The organism is Microbulbifer mixtoriginis (SeqCode) (assembly GCF_052466715.1).
The window spans coordinates 3,570,265-3,587,195 of the sequence record NZ_CP174288.1; the positions used below are offsets into that span (position 1 = coordinate 3,570,265).

The window sequence follows — 16,931 nt, forward strand, 5'->3', positions numbered from 1 at the left end:
ACTGACCGCCAGCTTTGTAAAACAACTTTAGTATTAAATAAAATAATTACGCCAACCAAAAAAACTCCATTAGCTGGCGCTAATCCTTCAAAACTCTTATACACCTCCCTCATTAGCGTTTCTATGGGAATCGCTCTGCTAACACCTATCTCAAATTCCATGGGCGCCGCATAAGAACTCTTGATTCATATAAAACGGCATTTTAAATACTCTAAAAACCCCACAAATCCAGGCAAGCAAATATTGTGACAATTCAGGCGCACCATTTATCCAAAAATAAGAAATTATCACTATTTTCTACCGACCCACTGGGAAATTTTCCCTATTCTTTTAGCCGCAAGATCAACTATACCCTTCTCCGCTCACACTTAACAAAAGGACATCAATAATGAAGCACATGTTAAGAGGTTGTGTCATCCCTGTGGCGATGGCTGCTATATCCACCGTTGGGGCACAATTTGCCCTAGCAGCCACTGATCAGGCCAATACAGAAATAATGCTAAAGTTTAATGAGTCGATTGATATAAATGGCCTCGAAAACCTCACCTTTGAAGACCCCGCCCCAAGTACTGATGCCGAGGGCTGGGTAGATTTTTGTATTCGAGGCATTGGATTCACAAACTTCGAGATTCAATTTGACAGCTTCAATGGAGACGGTGCATACATACTAAGTAATGGCTCCACGGATATTCCCTACCAAGTTAGCTTTAGAAATGTTTCGGGAGGAAGCTTTTCTCCAACAAATGAAGGTGTAGCCCTAAACGGACAAATCCTCCAGAATCCTGGCAACTGTAATGGAGCTCCAGATAACTCCACCTTTGAAGTATTAATTCCAAATGCAAATTGGGAAAATCCCAATGTTTTAAGCGGCACCATATATACCGACGTTTTGACAGTGACAGTTACGTCAGAATAACCAATAGAAATAATAAAATATAATTTTGGTCAGGGAACAACCTCCCTATGGTAATGGTAAATAAAAGCAACGTCGGGAAGTTTCCCTGGATGCTCTTACCGCTATGGCTCTGGCATACGACTGCAGTATCAACAGAACCAATGCATCTCGTAACCACAGATGTACCTGCAGGTTTTGCAGATCTAACCAAGCCCCAAAGGATTGTGGCAGACCTGTACTATGGCGGGCGCAGTTTGGGCTCGGCGCTAATTATTGCCGAGCCTGAATTCGTGCGTTTTGTAGAACCTGAGGAGGCTATCAAGCTTCTCCCTGTCAGCCTTAACCCCGAGCGCCTGCTGCTTTCATTACAGGCTTCACTGAAAAAAATAGTGATCGAATTTGTCGTGATAACTCCCAAACAGATTGTGGATTTATAAATCCAGAATACTTCGCAGTAATCTATGACGAAGAGAGGTATCGACTGGATGTCTTTTTCTCACCAGAGCTACTTCCTCAACAAGAGGCCCTGACCGACCGATACTTGCCCTCAGCCAGCAATAGTTTTTCCATTGTGCAAAATATCAGTGGTTCTTGGTCGGGAGCACAAAGCGATGAAGTAGACAGCAACACACAAACTACTTTATCTGCTACCAGCATTATTGGATTTGGTGAGAGCGCTATTTACGGGGATTGGTACACAGCCAACGAAATTGGTACCCGTGTCAGTAGTCTGCATTGGGAAAGGGACTTCCGCGGAAAAGCCTATAGCCTTGGATTATTACAACCAAAAGGAAATTTTAGTACTTTCCAATCATTACACCGTCTCTACGGGTTTGAGCTCCGTGACTCTCAGTACAGCCGCACAGACATCGGTTATCAACACTCCGCCCTGGTAGAAATAAACATGCCCGTGCGTGGCCGGGTGGAACTGTACCGAGATGGTCGTATGATTCACTCCGATTTGATGGAAGCTGGTAATCACTTACTGGATACCACCACCTTACCCCATGGCGCTTACAACATAGAAATTCGTATTTACGACGAAGCTGGCAGATTAATTAATAATACTACTGAATTTTTTACCAAGGATTCACAACTGCCCGCACCGGGTGAGTGGCGCTGGAGCCTGCAGGGAGGAATGCCAGTAAAACCTGAAATATCCTCCGGAATGCCGGATCATTATCAGCAAGAGTTACTGCAAGGATATATTGCCCGCCGCCTTTCAAAAAATTTTGGCGTTTTCTCTACACTAGCAGCCACAGAAGGTCAGCAATTTATGGAAGTTGGTGGCCGTTGGGTAAGCTCTTATTTAGAACTCTCCCCCTCTATGGCTAGGGAGTCCAATGGTCTAGACGCCTATAAATTACAGGCTCTGATAAAAACGCCCTATGCAATGCTGAGCGCCTATCGGATTAAGATTGATGAGCAGAGAGATGATGTAAAGCCCGATAGATATACCCTGCTAAGCAATAGGTTGTCTCAAAGCAGTATTAGCCTGAGAGCCCCACTTTTTGGTGGAAACCTAACGCTAAGGCGCAGTAAGCGCAATCGAAGTCCGGGAAATTACACTGACTCACTCTCTCTGGACAGTCAATTCAGTGAAGCCCAAGAACTTAGGACCTTGGAATATCGTAGGAATATATTTCGAGGAAGAAAATGGCAAGCTACAGCCAATCTGGCCTACAGTGACGCTGACGGGGAAAAATATACACTACTGAGTATTGAACTTCTTCAAACCAATAAAAACTGGCAAAACTCTTTCAACCTACGTGGTGAGCGCCAACAAGGAAGCGGTGACAACCAATATCTAGAAGTCCAAACTCGCTGGCGTGATGCCGACCGCTGGGCAGCAGAAGTAAACCAGGAGTTCACTATAGAAGCAACGCCGGAAGATTACTATTTAAGAAGCTATAGTCGACTTGCTGGACAATATGGTTTTATCAGCTCCACCATTAGTCATAGTGACGTTAACAATAGCCGCTCTACAAATTATATTGGGAGTTTTAACACCAATATCATTGCCACAAAGGACCATATAGCCTGGGGCGGTGAACGCTCATTGGAAAGTGCCATCATTGTAGATATTGAAGGCAGCCAACGGGAAAACTTTGAAGTATTAATCGACGGTAGCCGCCAAGGTTATGCGAAAGGCGATAGTAGGTCCGTGATCAATCTTCACCCATTTAAAAGCTACGATATATCACTTCGTCCTCTAGGGGACGGCTTCTTTCGCTACCGTGAAAATACCGATCAAGTGACGCTTTATCCTGGCAGTGTGACCACCGCTACTTACAAGATTCAACCTGTCTATCTGACCATAGGTCGAGTTATGGCTAAGGGTCAGGGGTTAGACAATGTGTTAATTTCCATTGAAGGAGAGTCAACACTCACAGATAGCTTTGGTGTTTTTCAATTGGAAATACCTCTTTCTGACGAGCCCCCTTCACATCTCGAAGTCACCTGGCTTGATTGTAATGCCAAAGTTGAGGTTGTGGAGTCCAGTGAAGATTGGTTAAACCTCGGGGTTATTGATGAAAGTTCAGCCAACTGTCAAATCTCACAGACTGCTAAAACAAATGACACCCAATAAAAAATCAAGAAAATTTATTAATAATTTTTTAATAGTTATTTTTTTACTCTACCTGTCAAATAGCAGCCTTGCAAACTGTCTAGGTGACTCCCATCTACGTGTCTGCAATCTATCTGGATGGCACACAATACATGGAAAAGGGAAGCATCAGGATATCCATTTTACTTTTCGCAGTCAGAAGCACAGCTCAGCCACTCCCTTTTCACTGGAAATTCAACCCGAGCGTGAGGGGTTCTATAGGTTATATGCAGAAAATGGAGAAGCTGTTGATATAATTTTGGCCTTATCAGCGCCACATCATAGATCCTTTACATTCAACCCCGGTACAGTTTATCAAGACATTCCGGGTAGTAATAACGATGCCAATGCAGACTTGAGAGTAAAGCTAGTTAGACCTAGAAATTTTTCCTCTAATAGCTATCAAGGAAACTTCCAATTATTGATAGCGCAGACAGAGTCTGGAAAAACTCAAAAAATAGATTTTTCGATAGTATTAAAAATTCAACCCAAAATTTATATCAAGCAACTCGACGATATCTTTCTTAGTAATATGGGGGTCTCACCCGGGCAAGATATTGTTGGCCATGAAGACTTTTGTGTTGGTGGCAGCGGCTTTAGTCAGTACTCCGTATCCCTGTCAAGTAGTGGGGGGATCAGTGCGGGAGCCTTTGTACTTACTGGTATCAGTGAACACATGCCCTATATAGCCAGTTTCTCAGATAATATTCACCGAAGTACTCCCTCAATACCCGGTGCATCCGGGCGCATTCCAGGTCTTTTCAACCGCTCAGCGCCAGAAGAATGCCTCAGCAATAATGCCAGAATCACGATTACGGTACCTTCGCCCTTCTGGGAAAGGGCAAATGAATCGAAATACACCGATGTTCTCACCGTGACAGTTACTAGTCAGTAATCATTATTAATAGCCATGTGCAATGAGGACTTCGGCTTTTCTATACCAACAGACCCCTACCAACAGTTCATTTAGAGTTTGAATGATTGGCTTAGATTAAACCCCAGACATAAAACAACAATGAGCTTCCTTCTTAAAACTGAAAAAAATCATTGCTCTGAATCAGATATACACTTTCGATATTATAAGAGGGATACCAAACCAGGCCTTAGATATCCCTTTATCGTTTTTAATCCATACCACTAAGTCAGTAAAAATCTTAGCTAACTGACTCTCAACCGCCCAAAGGGAGGCGCACTCGCTCGCTATCACGCCCTCTGAGTAAGACCTCCAACTCACCTTCGGTGGGAAGGCCCTCTAACGTCAGGCTTGTTCCAGCATAAAGACGACCTGAAATATCAAGCTTTTGACACTCACCCTCGCTTGGGCAATGGCGAGCCTCAACCACTTCAACATTGATATTTCCGGTATTCTTTAAGTAGCGTTGACTCCCGTCGGCCTGTAACTCCAGCTGGTAACTTCCATCCTCAGGCTGAACAAATACTAATGCCTGGTAGGCCACAAGAATTTTCAGTGCGGTTTGCTCCGATTTAACCTCCCCAACTACCGGCTTGAAAGTAACCCGATAGACCTTCTCTTCCTTTAAATCTCTATCCAACGCCATTAGACGAAAACGTTTCCGCTCTCCTGGCGCCAATATGGCCTTGGCCGGACTCACCAACAACCTGAATTCATCCGGGTTAATCACTCGAATGCGCTCTTCGTTCTCTAGCCCGGGATTATCTACCCGAAATATTTCTGTCTGAACATACAGGGTCTCTTTATCCGGATTAGTGATAACCACGTCATCACGCGCATTGGGAGCATCATCAAGATAGAAAATTATTTTATCCAGGGACATGGCTGCCAGTGCGGGCTGCCCCAATAGCAACAAGAAAGAGAGCAGTATTTTTTTCATCGCTCTATCATCCACCTAAATTAACCATTATTTTAAAAACTGCATTCATCGAATTTATATGGCTGTTTGTAATACTCTTGCCATATTTCTGTTCCAACTCAGGGAGTCCTACAGAAATTCACCCCCATACAAAAGAATTAACTTAGAGCCAGTCATTCAAAAATGATTTGTTCTTGAAATGATTACTCCGCTGAAATCATCACTCCCGAAAATTTCTCAATGGACTTTGTTTCCAGGCACTTATCAGCACCTGAATAATATACACGCTGCTCAGAGGAAGACAGCAGAGCTTCGCTTGTTAAACGAAAATGTTTGGCCGGTATGTTGCGTAGACAAAACCTTGCCGATTCCCTGCTTCGCTCATAACGCCACTGCACCTGAGGTGTAAAACTCAGCACTATCTGTGAAGTTGCCTGGGCAGTCTGTCCTGCAGACTGTACATGCTCCGCTAACGCTAGCACAGTGGTGGAAATTGCCAAAAGCAGAATACGTCTTTTACTACTCACGGGGGCTATATACCTCTTTAACAGCGCAGTTATGCCACAGCTGCACAGACATCTAAAGGGCACACCTTAAGTTTAGCTGGCTATTCCCTAGTCTTGAGGTATGCACTTGAGCATTGAAATTTCCGCCCAACTCTACTTGCAACAACCTCTCCAGGGTCTATTTTTCCTGTAAGACCCAATTCCAGCCTGGGTCATTTGACCCTTGGGTTACAGAGCGCCTAAGCGCCTATATCCACTCGACAATAACGCCTGCTTTCCGGATTTGACTCACATGCTAATCGCGCACCGAGGCGACAAAACCCGCCACCCGGAGAATACCATCGCCGCCTTCGAGGCGGCCCATAATCTGGGCGCCTGCGCCATTCAGTGCGATGTCCGTTTTAGCTTGGATGGCACTCCCTGGTGCTACCATAGCGATACACTGCCTATGCCAAGTGATAAGCGCCAACATTTCTTCCACGATCTAAGGGACTCCCAACTCAACCGCTTGCCTATCGACTCCTTTATAAAATTAGTGGACTGGGCCAGCTGTCACCGGCACCTGGATTGGTTTGTAGGCATCTCCGCAGCCAATATCACCAACATGGGTTTTACAGCCGCGGTAAAGAAGCTCATGGAGTTAATGCGTAACGAACGGGAGTCCTTCGCGCTACTCACAAAAGACTGTCGCAGTCTTCGGGCCGCCCGCAGCATGGGCTGGCATAGGGTGGCCTTGCAAATCAACAGCGTTCCACGCTGCCTGTCTGCCGATATCGTCACTCTCGCCCCGGAGTTTCTGCTGATTCGCGACAGCTTCGTCGATTGCGAAGAATTACCCCCTGGCCCCTGGCAGTGGGTTGTCTATGAAATTAACTCTGCTGAAGAAGCTGTACTCTGGCGAAAGCGAGGTGCGCACCATATCCTCACCGGCAACCTGCCACTATTGATGCGCTCCTGGGAAGCGAGTGATGTCTACGGATTTTGATGTACTGGTAGTTGGCGCGGGAATTCTTGGCGCAGGCACCGCAGAGGCCCTGGCCAAGGAACGGCATTCAGTCGTGATTCTGGAACAGCTCGGTATCGCCGCAGCCACCTCCTCACGCTCATCCAAGCTTATCCATGGGGGCCTGCGCTACCTCGAGAGCGGTCAATTCCGACTTGTCTACGAGTGCCTGCGCGAACGTCACTGGCTGCTGGAAAATAAGCCTCAGTTGGTACGTATGGTGCCCTTCTACATTCCTATTTACCGTGACAGCAAACGACCACCATGGATGGTCAGACTGGGGCTTAGCCTTTACGCGCTCCTCTCGGGTATCGGCAGTGAGGCCTCGCGCTTTCGCGCTTTACCCAAATCCGAATGGGATACCCTACCTGGCCTCAAGCAGGAGGATCTACTCGCAGTATTTCGCTATTACGATGCGCAAACTGACGATGCCGCCCTAACCCGTGATGTAGTCGCCTCAGCAATTGCGCATGGTGCGCAAATCATCTGTCCCGGCAGTTTAGTTGGGGCGGAAGTTACCGAGGAGGGGGTGCGGGTTGATTACGTGGCCGACGGCAAACTCAATACTCTACACACCCGCGCCTTGGTTAATTGCAGCGGCCCCTGGGTAGCGACCACCAACGCGCGCTGTTCTCCCTCTGTAACCCTACCTCCTATAGACCTTGTCGCTGGCACCCACATATTGTTGCCACTGTCGCTCGGCAATAAGATCTTCTATGTGGAAGCCGAGGATCATCGAGCAGTCTTCGTAATGCCCTGGCAAGACAAAACCTTAGTTGGCACCACAGAGCGCCCCTTCTTCGGCGATCCACGGGAAGTGGTTCCCACCATGGAAGAGGAGGCTTATTTGCTACGTACGGTACAGCAGTATTTTTCCCAGACACGCAGCCTACAGGTGGAGGATATATGTGATAGCTATGCTGGATTGCGGGTTCTACCAGAAGCGGAAAAAAGTCCTTTCGCCCGTTCGCGGGAATCCATGATTTGCTGTGATAATGAGCGCAAGCCGCGTATTCTCGCGGTTGCCGGCGGCAAGCTTACCAGCTACCGCGCCACCGCACGCAAGCTGGCCAAAAAATTACAAGCCACCCTGCAAGGTAAGGGCCCCCCAAGCGAAAACTATTCCTCACACATTAATACGTCCAGCACCTCAGAAAGGGAGCGCAATCTTTAAAATTATCTAAACTGCATTTAGAAGTCTGTAAATACCTAGATCCATTTATAGTGTTTTAGATAAATAATGCGATGCTTGCCCTTTGGGGCGACCGGACAAGGTTGCCATGTGCTCATAGCCATTTTTTTCATAAAATGGCTTTGCCTGCCAGCTTGTTGTCTCAACCAATGCTTTCTCACACCCTTTCTCTCTAGCGAAAAGTTCAGCGTTTTTTACAAGTTCCGCACCCACACCTTGACCTCGGCACTCTTCCGAAAGCCAAAGCAACTCAATATGCAAAGTATTCCAATAACAAGAAGCACGGATACCACCAATTACCTCATTAGAGGAATTTCTAGCAAAAACTGTAAATTTAACCTCATCTTCATTTCGCTCAAGCCCAGGAACACTTGCTTGGTTAAAGTCGATAATACCTTGACTTAATAAATTGGAATCGTCTTTAGACGGTGACGTTGTAATATCTATACTGAACATTTTTCACTCTTATACTTAACAACCAATAAAGCTGGACCAATACCAATTTTCACTTTTTAATTTGCATAAAAAATTGACCATCGAAGATGGTATGGTTTCCACTGTTGCAACCAAGACTTTTAATCACTTGAACTTAGTCTAATTATTATTTTTCTGCTAATACCAATTACTCCCTGAAGCACTACACAATAAGTAACAAGAGGTAGTACTCACAAGTACGATATGGTTGAAATTTACATGACCAATTATTAACCCATCTCGCACCAAAGTACAAAAAATCCAATCTTTAGAGATTTAAGTCAAGTGTTATATATGACTGTTTCTTAACGTTGTCGCGAGAAGATAAAACCCATTTAATTTCTAAAAGGTACAAATCGATAAGCAACTGGAAGAAAATATTAAATACGAATTTACAGAGTTAAGATATTGATTGAATTACTCCTACCAACTCCCAATTACCTTGTTTTTTCTCTCTGAGGGCGAGTTAACTTTGTCACTCAGTTTTTATAAAGTATTCAAGTATATTGAGCCACCCTCTCGCCCACTTCTGCCCCCTCTCTTTTATGCAATGTACCCTAACACTATGGGGTCTTTGTTTTACATCCCATATAATGGCGGGCTACTCTGTTTTTATTAGTCTTTTACATCGTAGTTTATGTCTGATTACAGTCCCCACCGCTTTTGCACCGCGCCACTACTCGATTGGAGTGACCGTCACTGCCGCTATATGTGGCGCCTACTGAGTAAACGCGCTCGCCTTTATAGCGAAATGGTGACCACTGGGGCAGTTTTGCACGGAGATCGCCAGCGCCACCTGCAATTTGACGCTGGCGAACTGCCTGTCGCCCTACAACTTGGCGGAAGCGACCCGCGCGAGCTGGCGGAGTGCGCACGAATTGCCGAGGAGTGGGGGTATGCGGAAATCAACCTCAACTGCGGCTGCCCCAGTGACCGGGTTCAGTCTGGACGTTTTGGCGCCTGTCTGATGGCGGAACCAGATGTCGTAGCTGCCGGCTTATCTGCGATGCGTGACGCAGTGTCTATTCCGGTCACAGTCAAACACCGTATCGGTATAGACGATATGGAAGACTACCCTGGCCTGACCCGTTTTGTGGAGGCACAGGCAGCCATCGGCACAGAGACATTTATCGTCCATGCCCGCAAAGCCTGGCTGCAGGGCCTCAGCCCAAAGGAAAACCGCGAAATCCCACCGCTTAACTACGATATGGTTTACCAGCTGAAAAAGGATTACCCACAGCTGCAAGTCATCATTAATGGTGGCATTAATTCTCTGGAAGAATGCCAGCAACATTTACAGCGGGTAGATGGTGTTATGCTCGGTCGCGCCGCCTATCAGACCCCAGCGCTTCTTTCGCAGGTGGACAGTGTGTTGTTTGGAGAAAATGAAGGGCCCGATGCCGCGCAAGTGGTCGAGCAGATGCTGCCCTATATCGAGCGAGAACTGGCAAGTGGTCAACGCCTCAACCATATTACCCGGCATATGCTCGGGCTCTTTCAGGGCCTGCCCGGGGCACGCCGTTTCCGTCGTCATCTGAGTGAAAATGCTCACAAGAAAGGGGCAGGGCCTGAGGTTGTGGAGCAAGCTTTGTCACTGGTCACCCAAGCAGCTTAACTTGGAAGGCCAGTATTTCATAGGAAGGGAAGCCAAATACTATCGAGGGAATCGCGATGAATAAACTGGATCAACTCAAACAGCGCAGCCAGGTGGTAGCAGATACTGGCGATATTGATGCCATACGCCGCTATCGCCCCCAGGATGCCACCACCAATCCCTCTTTACTCTTTAAGGCTGCCCAACTGCCCCAATACAAGGGCCTGATCCAAGAGTCACTGGACTGGGCAACTCACCACCACAGTGGCGCTAACTCCTCTGAAACAGCGCGGCTGGCTGCAATCAAGCTGGCTGTCAGTATCGGCAGTGAAATATTGCAATTGATCCCTGGGGTAGTCTCTACCGAGGTGGACGCGCGCCTGTCTTTCGATACTCGCGCCACTATTGATTACGCCAGACACCTTGTGGCCCTGTACGAGCGCGAAGGCGTAGCCCGGGAGCGAGTACTAATTAAAGTCGCCGCCACCTGGGAGGGAATAGCAGCAGCAGAGATACTGGAACGGGAGGGCATTCACTGCAACCTCACCCTGCTGTTCTGTTTGAGCCAAGCGATTGCCTGCGCCGAAGCTGGAGTGACACTGATCTCTCCCTTTGTGGGCCGCATCCTCGACTGGCATCTAGCCAATGGGGACCGCAAAGCCTTTAGCGGTGAAGAGGATCCCGGTGTACTGTCGGTACGCAATATCTATCATTATTATAAGTCGCGCGACTACTCCACCATTGTGATGGGCGCCAGCTTCCGCAACACGGAGGAGATCGAAGCGCTGGCCGGATGCGATCGCTTAACCATCAGCCCTCAGCTGCTCCAGTCTCTGGAAGAGAGCGAGGGTTTATTGGTTGGTGGGCTTCCCACGGTCAACGAACCGCTGCCACGCCCTGAGGGGCGACTCTGCGAAGCAGCATTCCGCTACCAACTCAACAGTGATGCCATGGCCACAGAAAAGCTCGCCGAGGGTATCCGTAATTTTGTCAAAGACCAGGAGCGGCTCGAAATGCTACTGCAGAGCCAAGTGATGGGACGCCGGGAAACTGATGCTGCAACAAATCCGTAAGCTGTTTGAACAGATTGGCAACAGTGCCGATGTCGAAATGCACGATGAAAAAGACGTGCGAATGATTAGTGCCGCCTTACTGGTTGAGGTGGCTACTGTGGATCAAAAGCTAGACCCGCGCGAACGTAACACTTTGATCGAACTACTTTGCCAACACTACGCACTGAGCAGCCATGCGGCGGCAGAGATTATTGATGAAGCCATAGAGCAAAGGGAGCGAGCCACTTCCCTGTTTGAGTTTACCCAGGCCGTCAATGACCAGTTCAGCGAGCGAGACAAGTACCTGCTGGTTCGGCAGATGTGGCAGGTGGCTTTTTCCGACGATGTGATCGAGGCTTTTGAAGAGCATCTAATCCGCCGGGTTTCCGAGTTAATTTACCTTCCCCACGGACTCTTTACCCGCGCACGGGCGGAAGCTAGAGACATGCGGAGTAGCTGAAAAGTTTTGCCGGGGTGTTAAAACTTTGAAGGAGGGTGTTTGTTAAATCTCAGTGCAGGTGCGCGGAGGACTTGCTGTGGGAGCCACATTCTAGCTCGAGGGTATGGACCAGATCGCGAAAAGTTTCCGCATTCTGCTCGTTCATACTCATCAGCACCCGGTGTGCCTCTAGCACCTTCTCCCGAGCAGCACATTCATCCGGGGTTTTACAGACCAGGGGTGTTGTCTCCACGGAGAAATCACGTTTCTCATCGCTGATTTCCATCAGGGAATCGAACCCCATCGCATCAAGCAGGTGTTGAATACCCCTATCGGCAAGGAATACCAAGGGCTTCTGGCAGCCGCGCTCCTGGGCGCGAATCGCGATCTTGGCCATCAGCCCCAGGGTTGTGCTATCCACACCCTCGGCACCGTGTAGGTCAAAGGCCACACCGGCAAAGTCACTGCTTGCAAACATATTATCGATAAAACTATCGAAAGAAGTGCATAGGTTGAGGCGAACATCGCCCATCAATTTAATGATGTAAACGCCCTGGTGGGCCCCAACCATAATTTGCCCGGACTGCATAACAACCCCTGGCTCACCCGAACACACTCAGTGGATTAAAGTGTACTGGATGGCGAAAGTTCACTGGTAGAGCAAAAATGCTTGCGGCGGTTTTGCCGCCTCGGCACTTTTGTGCATAGGATGGGCGGAGCTTACTCCTGACTGCTGGGACTGACAAGAGTGCTAGGGCATGAAATTCGACTATTTAGTCGCAGAAATGCCACCTCTAAACGTGGGCAAGGGTAAGAATTGTAATGTCATCGGGTAATGCGCCAAAAGTGTCCACTTTCAGGCTCTCACACAGTACTCCCAACTCACCGCCCGTAGCGCTTATCAACTCTAGTAACCGCTCTTCTTTTTGCAGTAAATCGCCTTCGAGTAACTCCAGTACACCATCGGAGCAGGCCACCAACCGCCAACTGCTGGGCAGCTCGGCACACATTACCTGCCAGTCACCCCGCTCAAAAATGCCCAAGGGCCGCCCCTTGCCCGGCAGCCAGTCGGCGCCAGCGGCACTGGCAAGCGCCGGCATGGGGATCTGTCCGGCGACTGCATAGTGCAGTTGGCTAGCAGCGGTATCTACCACACCGATAAACATGCTGGCGTGCTTACCCATACCTGTGGATAAGAGCTCGCGGTTAATCAACTCCAAAACTTCCAACAAGTCGGAGTCCAGGGACTCCAGTTGGGAAAACAAAGGGCGCTCACGCAGGCGATGCATCACGCTGTTTTTGATCAGTGCCGTAACCAGTGCGGAGGACACCCCATGCCCTGAGACATCCACCAGATAAAACGCCACAAAGCGCTCGCCGAACAAACCGTAATCGACAAAATCGCCGCTGAGATACAGAGAGGGGATCAGGCGGTAGGCGGCCTCAACGCCGCCGGGATAAAAATAGGGACTGCGTGGCAACAGGTGCTGCTGCAGCAAGCGACCGGCCTCCTGATCACGGCGCAATACTTCTACGTGCTCTCGCAGCTCGCTATTGCGCTGCTCCAGGGTGTTGCGGTACTCAATATTCTGCTGGGCGAGGTTTTCCGCGCCGGTGATACGGCAGATTACTTTATCGATCAATGCAGCCTGTTGAATGGGTTTGATCAGATAATCGCAGGCCCCCAGACGCATGGCCTGTAATACTTCGTGAAGCTCACCCTGCTCGGCAATCATTACAACCGCCGTCGCCGGGGAGCGGAGCTTGATTTTGCGCAGTACCTCCAACCCATCCATATCGGGCAGGAGTAGATCGACGATAACCAGCTGAAACAGTTCGGGAGTAAATTGTTCTATGCCTTGCTGGCCACTATCAGCTACAGCAACTGAAAGCCCTTGACGCGAAAGCGCTCCACGCAAGAAATTGCGGGAGCGCTCATCATCGGTCAGTAACAGGCTACTGGGGCCGGCCATGGTAGGCTCTTTTGGAAAGAGGGTTAACTAGCTGTTGCTCAGTAGTCACTGGACTCTTCGACTTCCCCCTGATCGATTGCCTCGGCAGCTTCGGTCGCGGTATCCACATCCACTTCACCATCCACAATCAAGAAATCGCGGCGCTGCAGGTAGGCGTCGCGCAGCAGAATATAGCGATCACCCTGCAGAAGGGATTCAGCCTTCAGCAGGCTAGCGCGACTCTGGATAATATCGGTAGCCTTAAGCGTATAGCGAGTGGGATCGTGCTCCACATAGGTCAGAGGATTGGTGTAGTAATCCACCACTCTAGCTGGCGTATCCCGCACGGTGGAGGGCCCTAGCAGTGGCAACACCAGGTAGGGACCAGAGGGTACCCCCCAAACCGCTAGAGTTTGGCCAAAGTCCTCACCGTCACCTTTCTCCAAGCCCATATGCTTGGCAACATCAAAAAGACCGGCAATACCAATGGTGGTATTGATTAGCAGACGACCGGCGTCATTACCCGCCTGGCCCCACTTGCCCTGTAACACACCATTGAAGGTATTGGTCACTTCAGCCAGATTACTGAAAAAGTTGCTTACACCTTGCTGTACAAATATCGGGGTAATCTGCCGATAACTCACAGCCGCCGGTTTTAGCACATAGCGATCCGCACCGTCATTGAAGCTGAATATGGCGCGGTTAAATCCCTCCCAGGGATCGCGAAGAGAAAAGTCTTCACCTTCCTCACTCTCAAATTCTTCCGCGGGGTCAAAGCCATACTCATCCAGTAGTGAACCATTGGATTCACCACTAACGTCATTCTGCTCTACCGCCTCAGGCTGGGCTGAGGGAGTGGCGGCGTCACCAAATGGGTCCTGTGTCGCCAAAGCGCCCATGGGGGAGATGGCCAGTAATGCGGCCATCAACCAGGGCGATAAATCTCTGCGTCCTAGCAAAACCCTGCTCCTCTTCTAACAAATTTCAAGGTCAAGGATTCTAACGCCCCCGCAAACTGTAAACCACCCTCGGCAGCATAGCAGCTGGTATTCATCAAAGATGCCGCAGTTTCAGGCAAGCACACGCTGTCACAGAAAGGTAATTTGCGCCAGAAATCCTAGGCCCGGCCGATCTACTCTGTCGCCTGAGGCCGCAAACCAGCGATCACTCCGTTATCCAGTAATTTCTGGAGTAACTCAATACCAAAGCCGAAAAGGGCTTCGCTATCGACTTGCGGTAGCTCGGCAGCAATTTGTGCCAAGAGCTGCTCCCCTGTGACATCACCCTCTGAGGCCAACTGCAATAGTCGTGCGGTTACTGCATTGATTTCCATAAAGCTGACTTCATCGCTAAGGTCGCGATAGACCAGCAAGAAGGTGGGAGAATCAGCTGGCTCCTGGGGCTGATAGGTAGGACCGATACGGTGCACCGGGAAACGGTAACTGAGACTCCACACCAGCGGTGACACCACCGGAATAGAGGTCAATAAATCTCCCTGGCGATCCAGGTCGGTGGGAATCTCCTCAGTACTCACATCCAGCGCCAGCTCCACCCACTCATAATGAGCCAGCTCCAATAGAAACGCTGGGTCTTCCTCCCGCTGTTCCCTCTCCTGTTGCAGGTAAGTGAGAAACTCCTCACTAATCTGCAGAAAGTAGGGGCTCTTGGAAGTGTGGTGCTGAACAAAATCACGCACCATTTTATGCCAGTGCTCATCACTGTAGAGGCTGCGTAATACAGGGAAACCACTGGCAATAAAAGATTCGATATTGTTGTAAATCAGGTCCCGATATATGGCAACTCGCCGGTCCTCAATATCCTCTGGCGCCTCAACTTGATCAGGGGCGCGTAGGTGATTGGCTAAAGCCCGCTGTAAGCCTTGGAACCTGGCTGTCTTATCGGCGACTGATGACATAGCTCTCTTCTTCTCGGTGACAGGCCTGAATGCTCTTGATCTGTTCCACTTCCTGAAACAATTGCGGCAGCGGTGGGATATTGAAATCGCGCTCCAGCAAGGTCGGCATGACACCGTGTATCTCGTAGGCTTTGTTCAACAACTGCCACACGGGATCAATCACTGCAGCACCGTGTGTATCCACTTTCAGATCATCCGCCTCATCGTAATGCCCGGCTACATGTACATAACGCATACGCTCGGAGGGAAGCCCGCGCAAAAACTCCAGGGGGTCATAGCGATGATTGATTGAATTCACATAGATATTATTTACGTCGAGCAGAAGGTCGCAGTCCGCCTCTTGCAGGACCGCCTGCAAAAATGCCAGCTCACTCATCTCCTGACCCGGCGCCGCATAATAGGAGACATTCTCCATGGCAATACGTTGCTCCAGGGTATCCTGCACAATGCGAATTCGCTCGGCGACATACATTACCGCTTCTTCGGTAAAGGGGATGGGTAATAAATCGTAGAGATGGCCCTTATCTGAGCAGTAGCTCAAGTGCTCGCTGTAAAGACGGATATTGTGATCGCGGATAAACTGCTTGATCGAAGCAAGCAGGTCCATATCCAGCGGGTCAGACGAGCCAATAGATAGAGACAGGCCATGTAGGATAAATGGATGTCGTTCGCTGAGCTGGTGAAACCAGCGGCCATAGCGCCCGCCGACGCCAATCCAATTCTCCGGCGCCACCTCAAAGAAATCCACCGCACCCGATGAAAGTTCTTCACCCATCATAGAGCGACGCAGCCCGAGACCGGCACCCTCCACTGGATAATTACGCACCGCTATTTGCCTCTAGTGATAGTGAAAAGTACTTGGGGCGGCCCTTAACACAGTGCCGCCCCAATCGCGCGTGTTGGGGTATTAGTTACCGCATTTCCCCTCGCCGCACTTACCTTCTTTCTTTTTACCTTCTCCACACTTGCCTTCGCCGCATTTACCTTCTTTCTTTTTGCCTTCGCCGCATTTACCTTCTTTCTTTTTGCCTTCGCCGCATTTACCTTCTTTATTCTTGCCGTGGCCGCACTTGCCTTCTTTCTCCTTGTCATCGTGATCGGCCAGAGCCAAGTTATAACCGGAGGTGAGCTCAGCAGCGGCAAACGGGTTAGCTTCAGCGGTGGATGCAGATACATTCATCGCAGCAGTTGCAATAAAAGCAGCACCAACAGCAGCTGCTACAGGGGAAAGATGCTTCTTGTTCATAATGAATCTCCTAACTAATACCCAATGTAATATAACTCTCTATGACTTTTTCTATGTCCCGCAACAGTATAATGATGCGCACTGAAAAACCGTCATATTGTGAAACCGGCTCACAGCCATCACATATTTAATGATGCCGCGTATGCTTACCGACTCTCATTCATCTGTCGGGCCAGTTTGGGAAATATTACACAAGGCCACAAATTTTTTTGTGAACTGTGGC

The 16,931-nt window shown here is 49.1% G+C and carries 18 protein-coding genes; 9 read left to right on the forward strand and 9 right to left on the reverse strand.

Annotated features, from left to right (window positions below):
- The first annotated feature begins 388 nt into the window (after positions 1–388).
- From ACJJH9_RS15820 to ACJJH9_RS15835, 4 genes are all read left to right on the forward strand, one after another.
- A complete protein-coding gene (locus ACJJH9_RS15820; RefSeq protein WP_444908786.1) occupies positions 389–916 on the forward strand; it encodes a hypothetical protein in 528 nt (175 codons plus the stop codon).
- 140 nt (positions 917–1,056) lie between these two features.
- Positions 1,057–1,332 (forward strand): hypothetical protein, encoded by a 276-nt coding sequence (locus ACJJH9_RS15825; RefSeq protein ID WP_444923349.1) that lies wholly within the window; start codon positions 1,057–1,059, stop codon positions 1,330–1,332.
- A gap of 134 nt (positions 1,333–1,466) precedes the next feature.
- Positions 1,467–3,485 (forward strand): TcfC E-set like domain-containing protein, encoded by a 2,019-nt coding sequence (locus ACJJH9_RS15830; protein WP_444923350.1) that lies wholly within the window; start codon positions 1,467–1,469, stop codon positions 3,483–3,485.
- A complete protein-coding gene (locus ACJJH9_RS15835; protein WP_444923351.1) occupies positions 3,427–4,398 on the forward strand; it encodes a hypothetical protein in 972 nt (323 codons plus the stop codon). The genes ACJJH9_RS15830 and ACJJH9_RS15835 overlap by 59 nt, the downstream gene beginning before the upstream one ends.
- Positions 4,399–4,672: 274 nt before the next feature.
- Here ACJJH9_RS15835 and ACJJH9_RS15840 read toward each other — a convergent pair whose 3' ends face one another.
- Entirely contained in the window at positions 4,673–5,356 is a 684-nt protein-coding gene (locus ACJJH9_RS15840; protein WP_444888093.1) for a fimbria/pilus periplasmic chaperone, read from the reverse strand.
- Positions 5,357–5,538: 182 nt separating this feature from the next.
- Positions 5,539–5,862 (reverse strand): hypothetical protein, encoded by a 324-nt coding sequence (locus tag ACJJH9_RS15845; RefSeq protein WP_444923352.1) that lies wholly within the window; start codon positions 5,860–5,862, stop codon positions 5,539–5,541.
- 271 nt (positions 5,863–6,133) lie between these two features.
- Between ACJJH9_RS15845 and ACJJH9_RS15850 the strand changes: the two genes are divergently transcribed.
- Together ACJJH9_RS15850 and ACJJH9_RS15855 are read left to right on the forward strand one after the other, a co-directional pair.
- Complete coding sequence (locus ACJJH9_RS15850; RefSeq protein WP_444923353.1) at positions 6,134–6,826, forward strand: glycerophosphodiester phosphodiesterase family protein; 693 nt, start codon at positions 6,134–6,136, stop codon at positions 6,824–6,826.
- A complete protein-coding gene (locus ACJJH9_RS15855) occupies positions 6,810–8,018 on the forward strand; it encodes a glycerol-3-phosphate dehydrogenase/oxidase (protein ID WP_444883869.1) in 1,209 nt (402 codons plus the stop codon). The genes ACJJH9_RS15850 and ACJJH9_RS15855 overlap by 17 nt, the downstream gene beginning before the upstream one ends.
- 45 nt (positions 8,019–8,063) lie before the next feature.
- On the opposite strand, the gene ACJJH9_RS15860 is transcribed toward ACJJH9_RS15855, so the two are convergent.
- Positions 8,064–8,492, reverse strand: a complete 429-nt coding sequence (locus tag ACJJH9_RS15860; RefSeq protein WP_444923354.1) for a GNAT family N-acetyltransferase — start codon at positions 8,490–8,492, stop codon at positions 8,064–8,066.
- 655 nt (positions 8,493–9,147) lie between these two features.
- Between ACJJH9_RS15860 and dusA the strand changes: the two genes are divergently transcribed.
- From dusA to ACJJH9_RS15875, 3 genes are read left to right on the forward strand one after another with little or no spacing between them, the layout of a single operon-like run.
- Complete coding sequence (dusA, locus tag ACJJH9_RS15865; protein ID WP_444923355.1) at positions 9,148–10,125, forward strand: tRNA dihydrouridine(20/20a) synthase DusA; 978 nt, start codon at positions 9,148–9,150, stop codon at positions 10,123–10,125.
- 56 nt (positions 10,126–10,181) lie between these two features.
- Complete coding sequence (tal, locus tag ACJJH9_RS15870; RefSeq protein ID WP_444883866.1) at positions 10,182–11,177, forward strand: transaldolase; 996 nt, start codon at positions 10,182–10,184, stop codon at positions 11,175–11,177.
- Entirely contained in the window at positions 11,158–11,616 is a 459-nt protein-coding gene (locus ACJJH9_RS15875; protein WP_252084695.1) for a tellurite resistance TerB family protein, read from the forward strand. The genes tal and ACJJH9_RS15875 overlap by 20 nt, the downstream gene beginning before the upstream one ends.
- 49 nt (positions 11,617–11,665) lie before the next feature.
- Here the strand turns inward: ACJJH9_RS15875 and ACJJH9_RS15880 are convergent, their stop codons facing one another.
- The 6 genes from ACJJH9_RS15880 to ACJJH9_RS15905 all read right to left on the reverse strand — a co-directional run bounded on the left by ACJJH9_RS15880 (position 11,666) and on the right by ACJJH9_RS15905 (position 16,708).
- Positions 11,666–12,184 carry an STAS domain-containing protein gene (locus ACJJH9_RS15880; RefSeq protein ID WP_252084694.1) on the reverse strand — a complete coding sequence of 173 codons (519 nt, stop codon included), beginning with the start codon at positions 12,182–12,184 and terminating at the stop codon, positions 11,666–11,668.
- Between the two features lie 205 nt (positions 12,185–12,389).
- Positions 12,390–13,568 carry a PP2C family protein-serine/threonine phosphatase gene (locus ACJJH9_RS15885; RefSeq protein ID WP_252084693.1) on the reverse strand — a complete coding sequence of 393 codons (1,179 nt, stop codon included), beginning with the start codon at positions 13,566–13,568 and terminating at the stop codon, positions 12,390–12,392.
- Between the two features lie 38 nt (positions 13,569–13,606).
- The gene (locus ACJJH9_RS15890; RefSeq protein WP_444908780.1) at positions 13,607–14,506 is read right to left on the reverse strand and encodes an MlaA family lipoprotein; all 900 of its coding nucleotides are present in this window, start codon (positions 14,504–14,506) and stop codon (positions 13,607–13,609) included.
- Positions 14,507–14,679: 173 nt separating this feature from the next.
- Entirely contained in the window at positions 14,680–15,462 is a 783-nt protein-coding gene (locus ACJJH9_RS15895) for an HvfC family RiPP maturation protein (RefSeq protein ID WP_252084691.1), read from the reverse strand.
- Positions 15,443–16,288, reverse strand: coding sequence for an HvfB family MNIO-type RiPP peptide maturase (locus tag ACJJH9_RS15900; protein WP_444883861.1), 846 nt, complete (start codon positions 16,286–16,288; stop codon positions 15,443–15,445). Before ACJJH9_RS15900 ends, ACJJH9_RS15895 begins: the two co-directional genes overlap by 20 nt.
- An 81-nt stretch (positions 16,289–16,369) precedes the next feature.
- Positions 16,370–16,708: an HvfA family oxazolone/thioamide-modified RiPP metallophore gene (locus ACJJH9_RS15905; protein ID WP_252084690.1), complete on the reverse strand. Its 339-nt coding sequence runs from the start codon at positions 16,706–16,708 to the stop codon at positions 16,370–16,372.
- Between the last annotated feature and the right edge of the window lie 223 nt (positions 16,709–16,931).

What these genes read in the sequence shown, in the direction of transcription:
- ACJJH9_RS15820 (WP_444908786.1), top strand. Translation starts at nt 389, where the DNA reads ATGAAGCACATGTTAAGAGGTTGTGTCATCCCTGTGGCGATGGCTGCT.
- ACJJH9_RS15905 (WP_252084690.1), bottom strand. Translation starts at nt 16,708, where the DNA reads ATGAACAAGAAGCATCTTTCCCCTGTAGCAGCTGCTGTTGGTGCTGCT.
- ACJJH9_RS15850 (WP_444923353.1), top strand. Translation starts at nt 6,134, where the DNA reads ATGCTAATCGCGCACCGAGGCGACAAAACCCGCCACCCGGAGAATACC.
- ACJJH9_RS15855 (WP_444883869.1), top strand. Translation starts at nt 6,810, where the DNA reads ATGTCTACGGATTTTGATGTACTGGTAGTTGGCGCGGGAATTCTTGGC.
- ACJJH9_RS15895 (WP_252084691.1), bottom strand. Translation starts at nt 15,462, where the DNA reads ATGTCATCAGTCGCCGATAAGACAGCCAGGTTCCAAGGCTTACAGCGG.
- ACJJH9_RS15825 (WP_444923349.1), top strand. Translation starts at nt 1,057, where the DNA reads ATGCATCTCGTAACCACAGATGTACCTGCAGGTTTTGCAGATCTAACC.
- tal (WP_444883866.1), top strand. Translation starts at nt 10,182, where the DNA reads ATGAATAAACTGGATCAACTCAAACAGCGCAGCCAGGTGGTAGCAGAT.
- ACJJH9_RS15880 (WP_252084694.1), bottom strand. Translation starts at nt 12,184, where the DNA reads ATGCAGTCCGGGCAAATTATGGTTGGGGCCCACCAGGGCGTTTACATC.
- ACJJH9_RS15875 (WP_252084695.1), top strand. Translation starts at nt 11,158, where the DNA reads ATGCTGCAACAAATCCGTAAGCTGTTTGAACAGATTGGCAACAGTGCC.
- dusA (WP_444923355.1), top strand. Translation starts at nt 9,148, where the DNA reads ATGTCTGATTACAGTCCCCACCGCTTTTGCACCGCGCCACTACTCGAT.
- ACJJH9_RS15860 (WP_444923354.1), bottom strand. Translation starts at nt 8,492, where the DNA reads ATGTTCAGTATAGATATTACAACGTCACCGTCTAAAGACGATTCCAAT.
- ACJJH9_RS15835 (WP_444923351.1), top strand. Translation starts at nt 3,427, where the DNA reads ATGAAAGTTCAGCCAACTGTCAAATCTCACAGACTGCTAAAACAAATG.
- ACJJH9_RS15885 (WP_252084693.1), bottom strand. Translation starts at nt 13,568, where the DNA reads ATGGCCGGCCCCAGTAGCCTGTTACTGACCGATGATGAGCGCTCCCGC.
- ACJJH9_RS15840 (WP_444888093.1), bottom strand. Translation starts at nt 5,356, where the DNA reads ATGAAAAAAATACTGCTCTCTTTCTTGTTGCTATTGGGGCAGCCCGCA.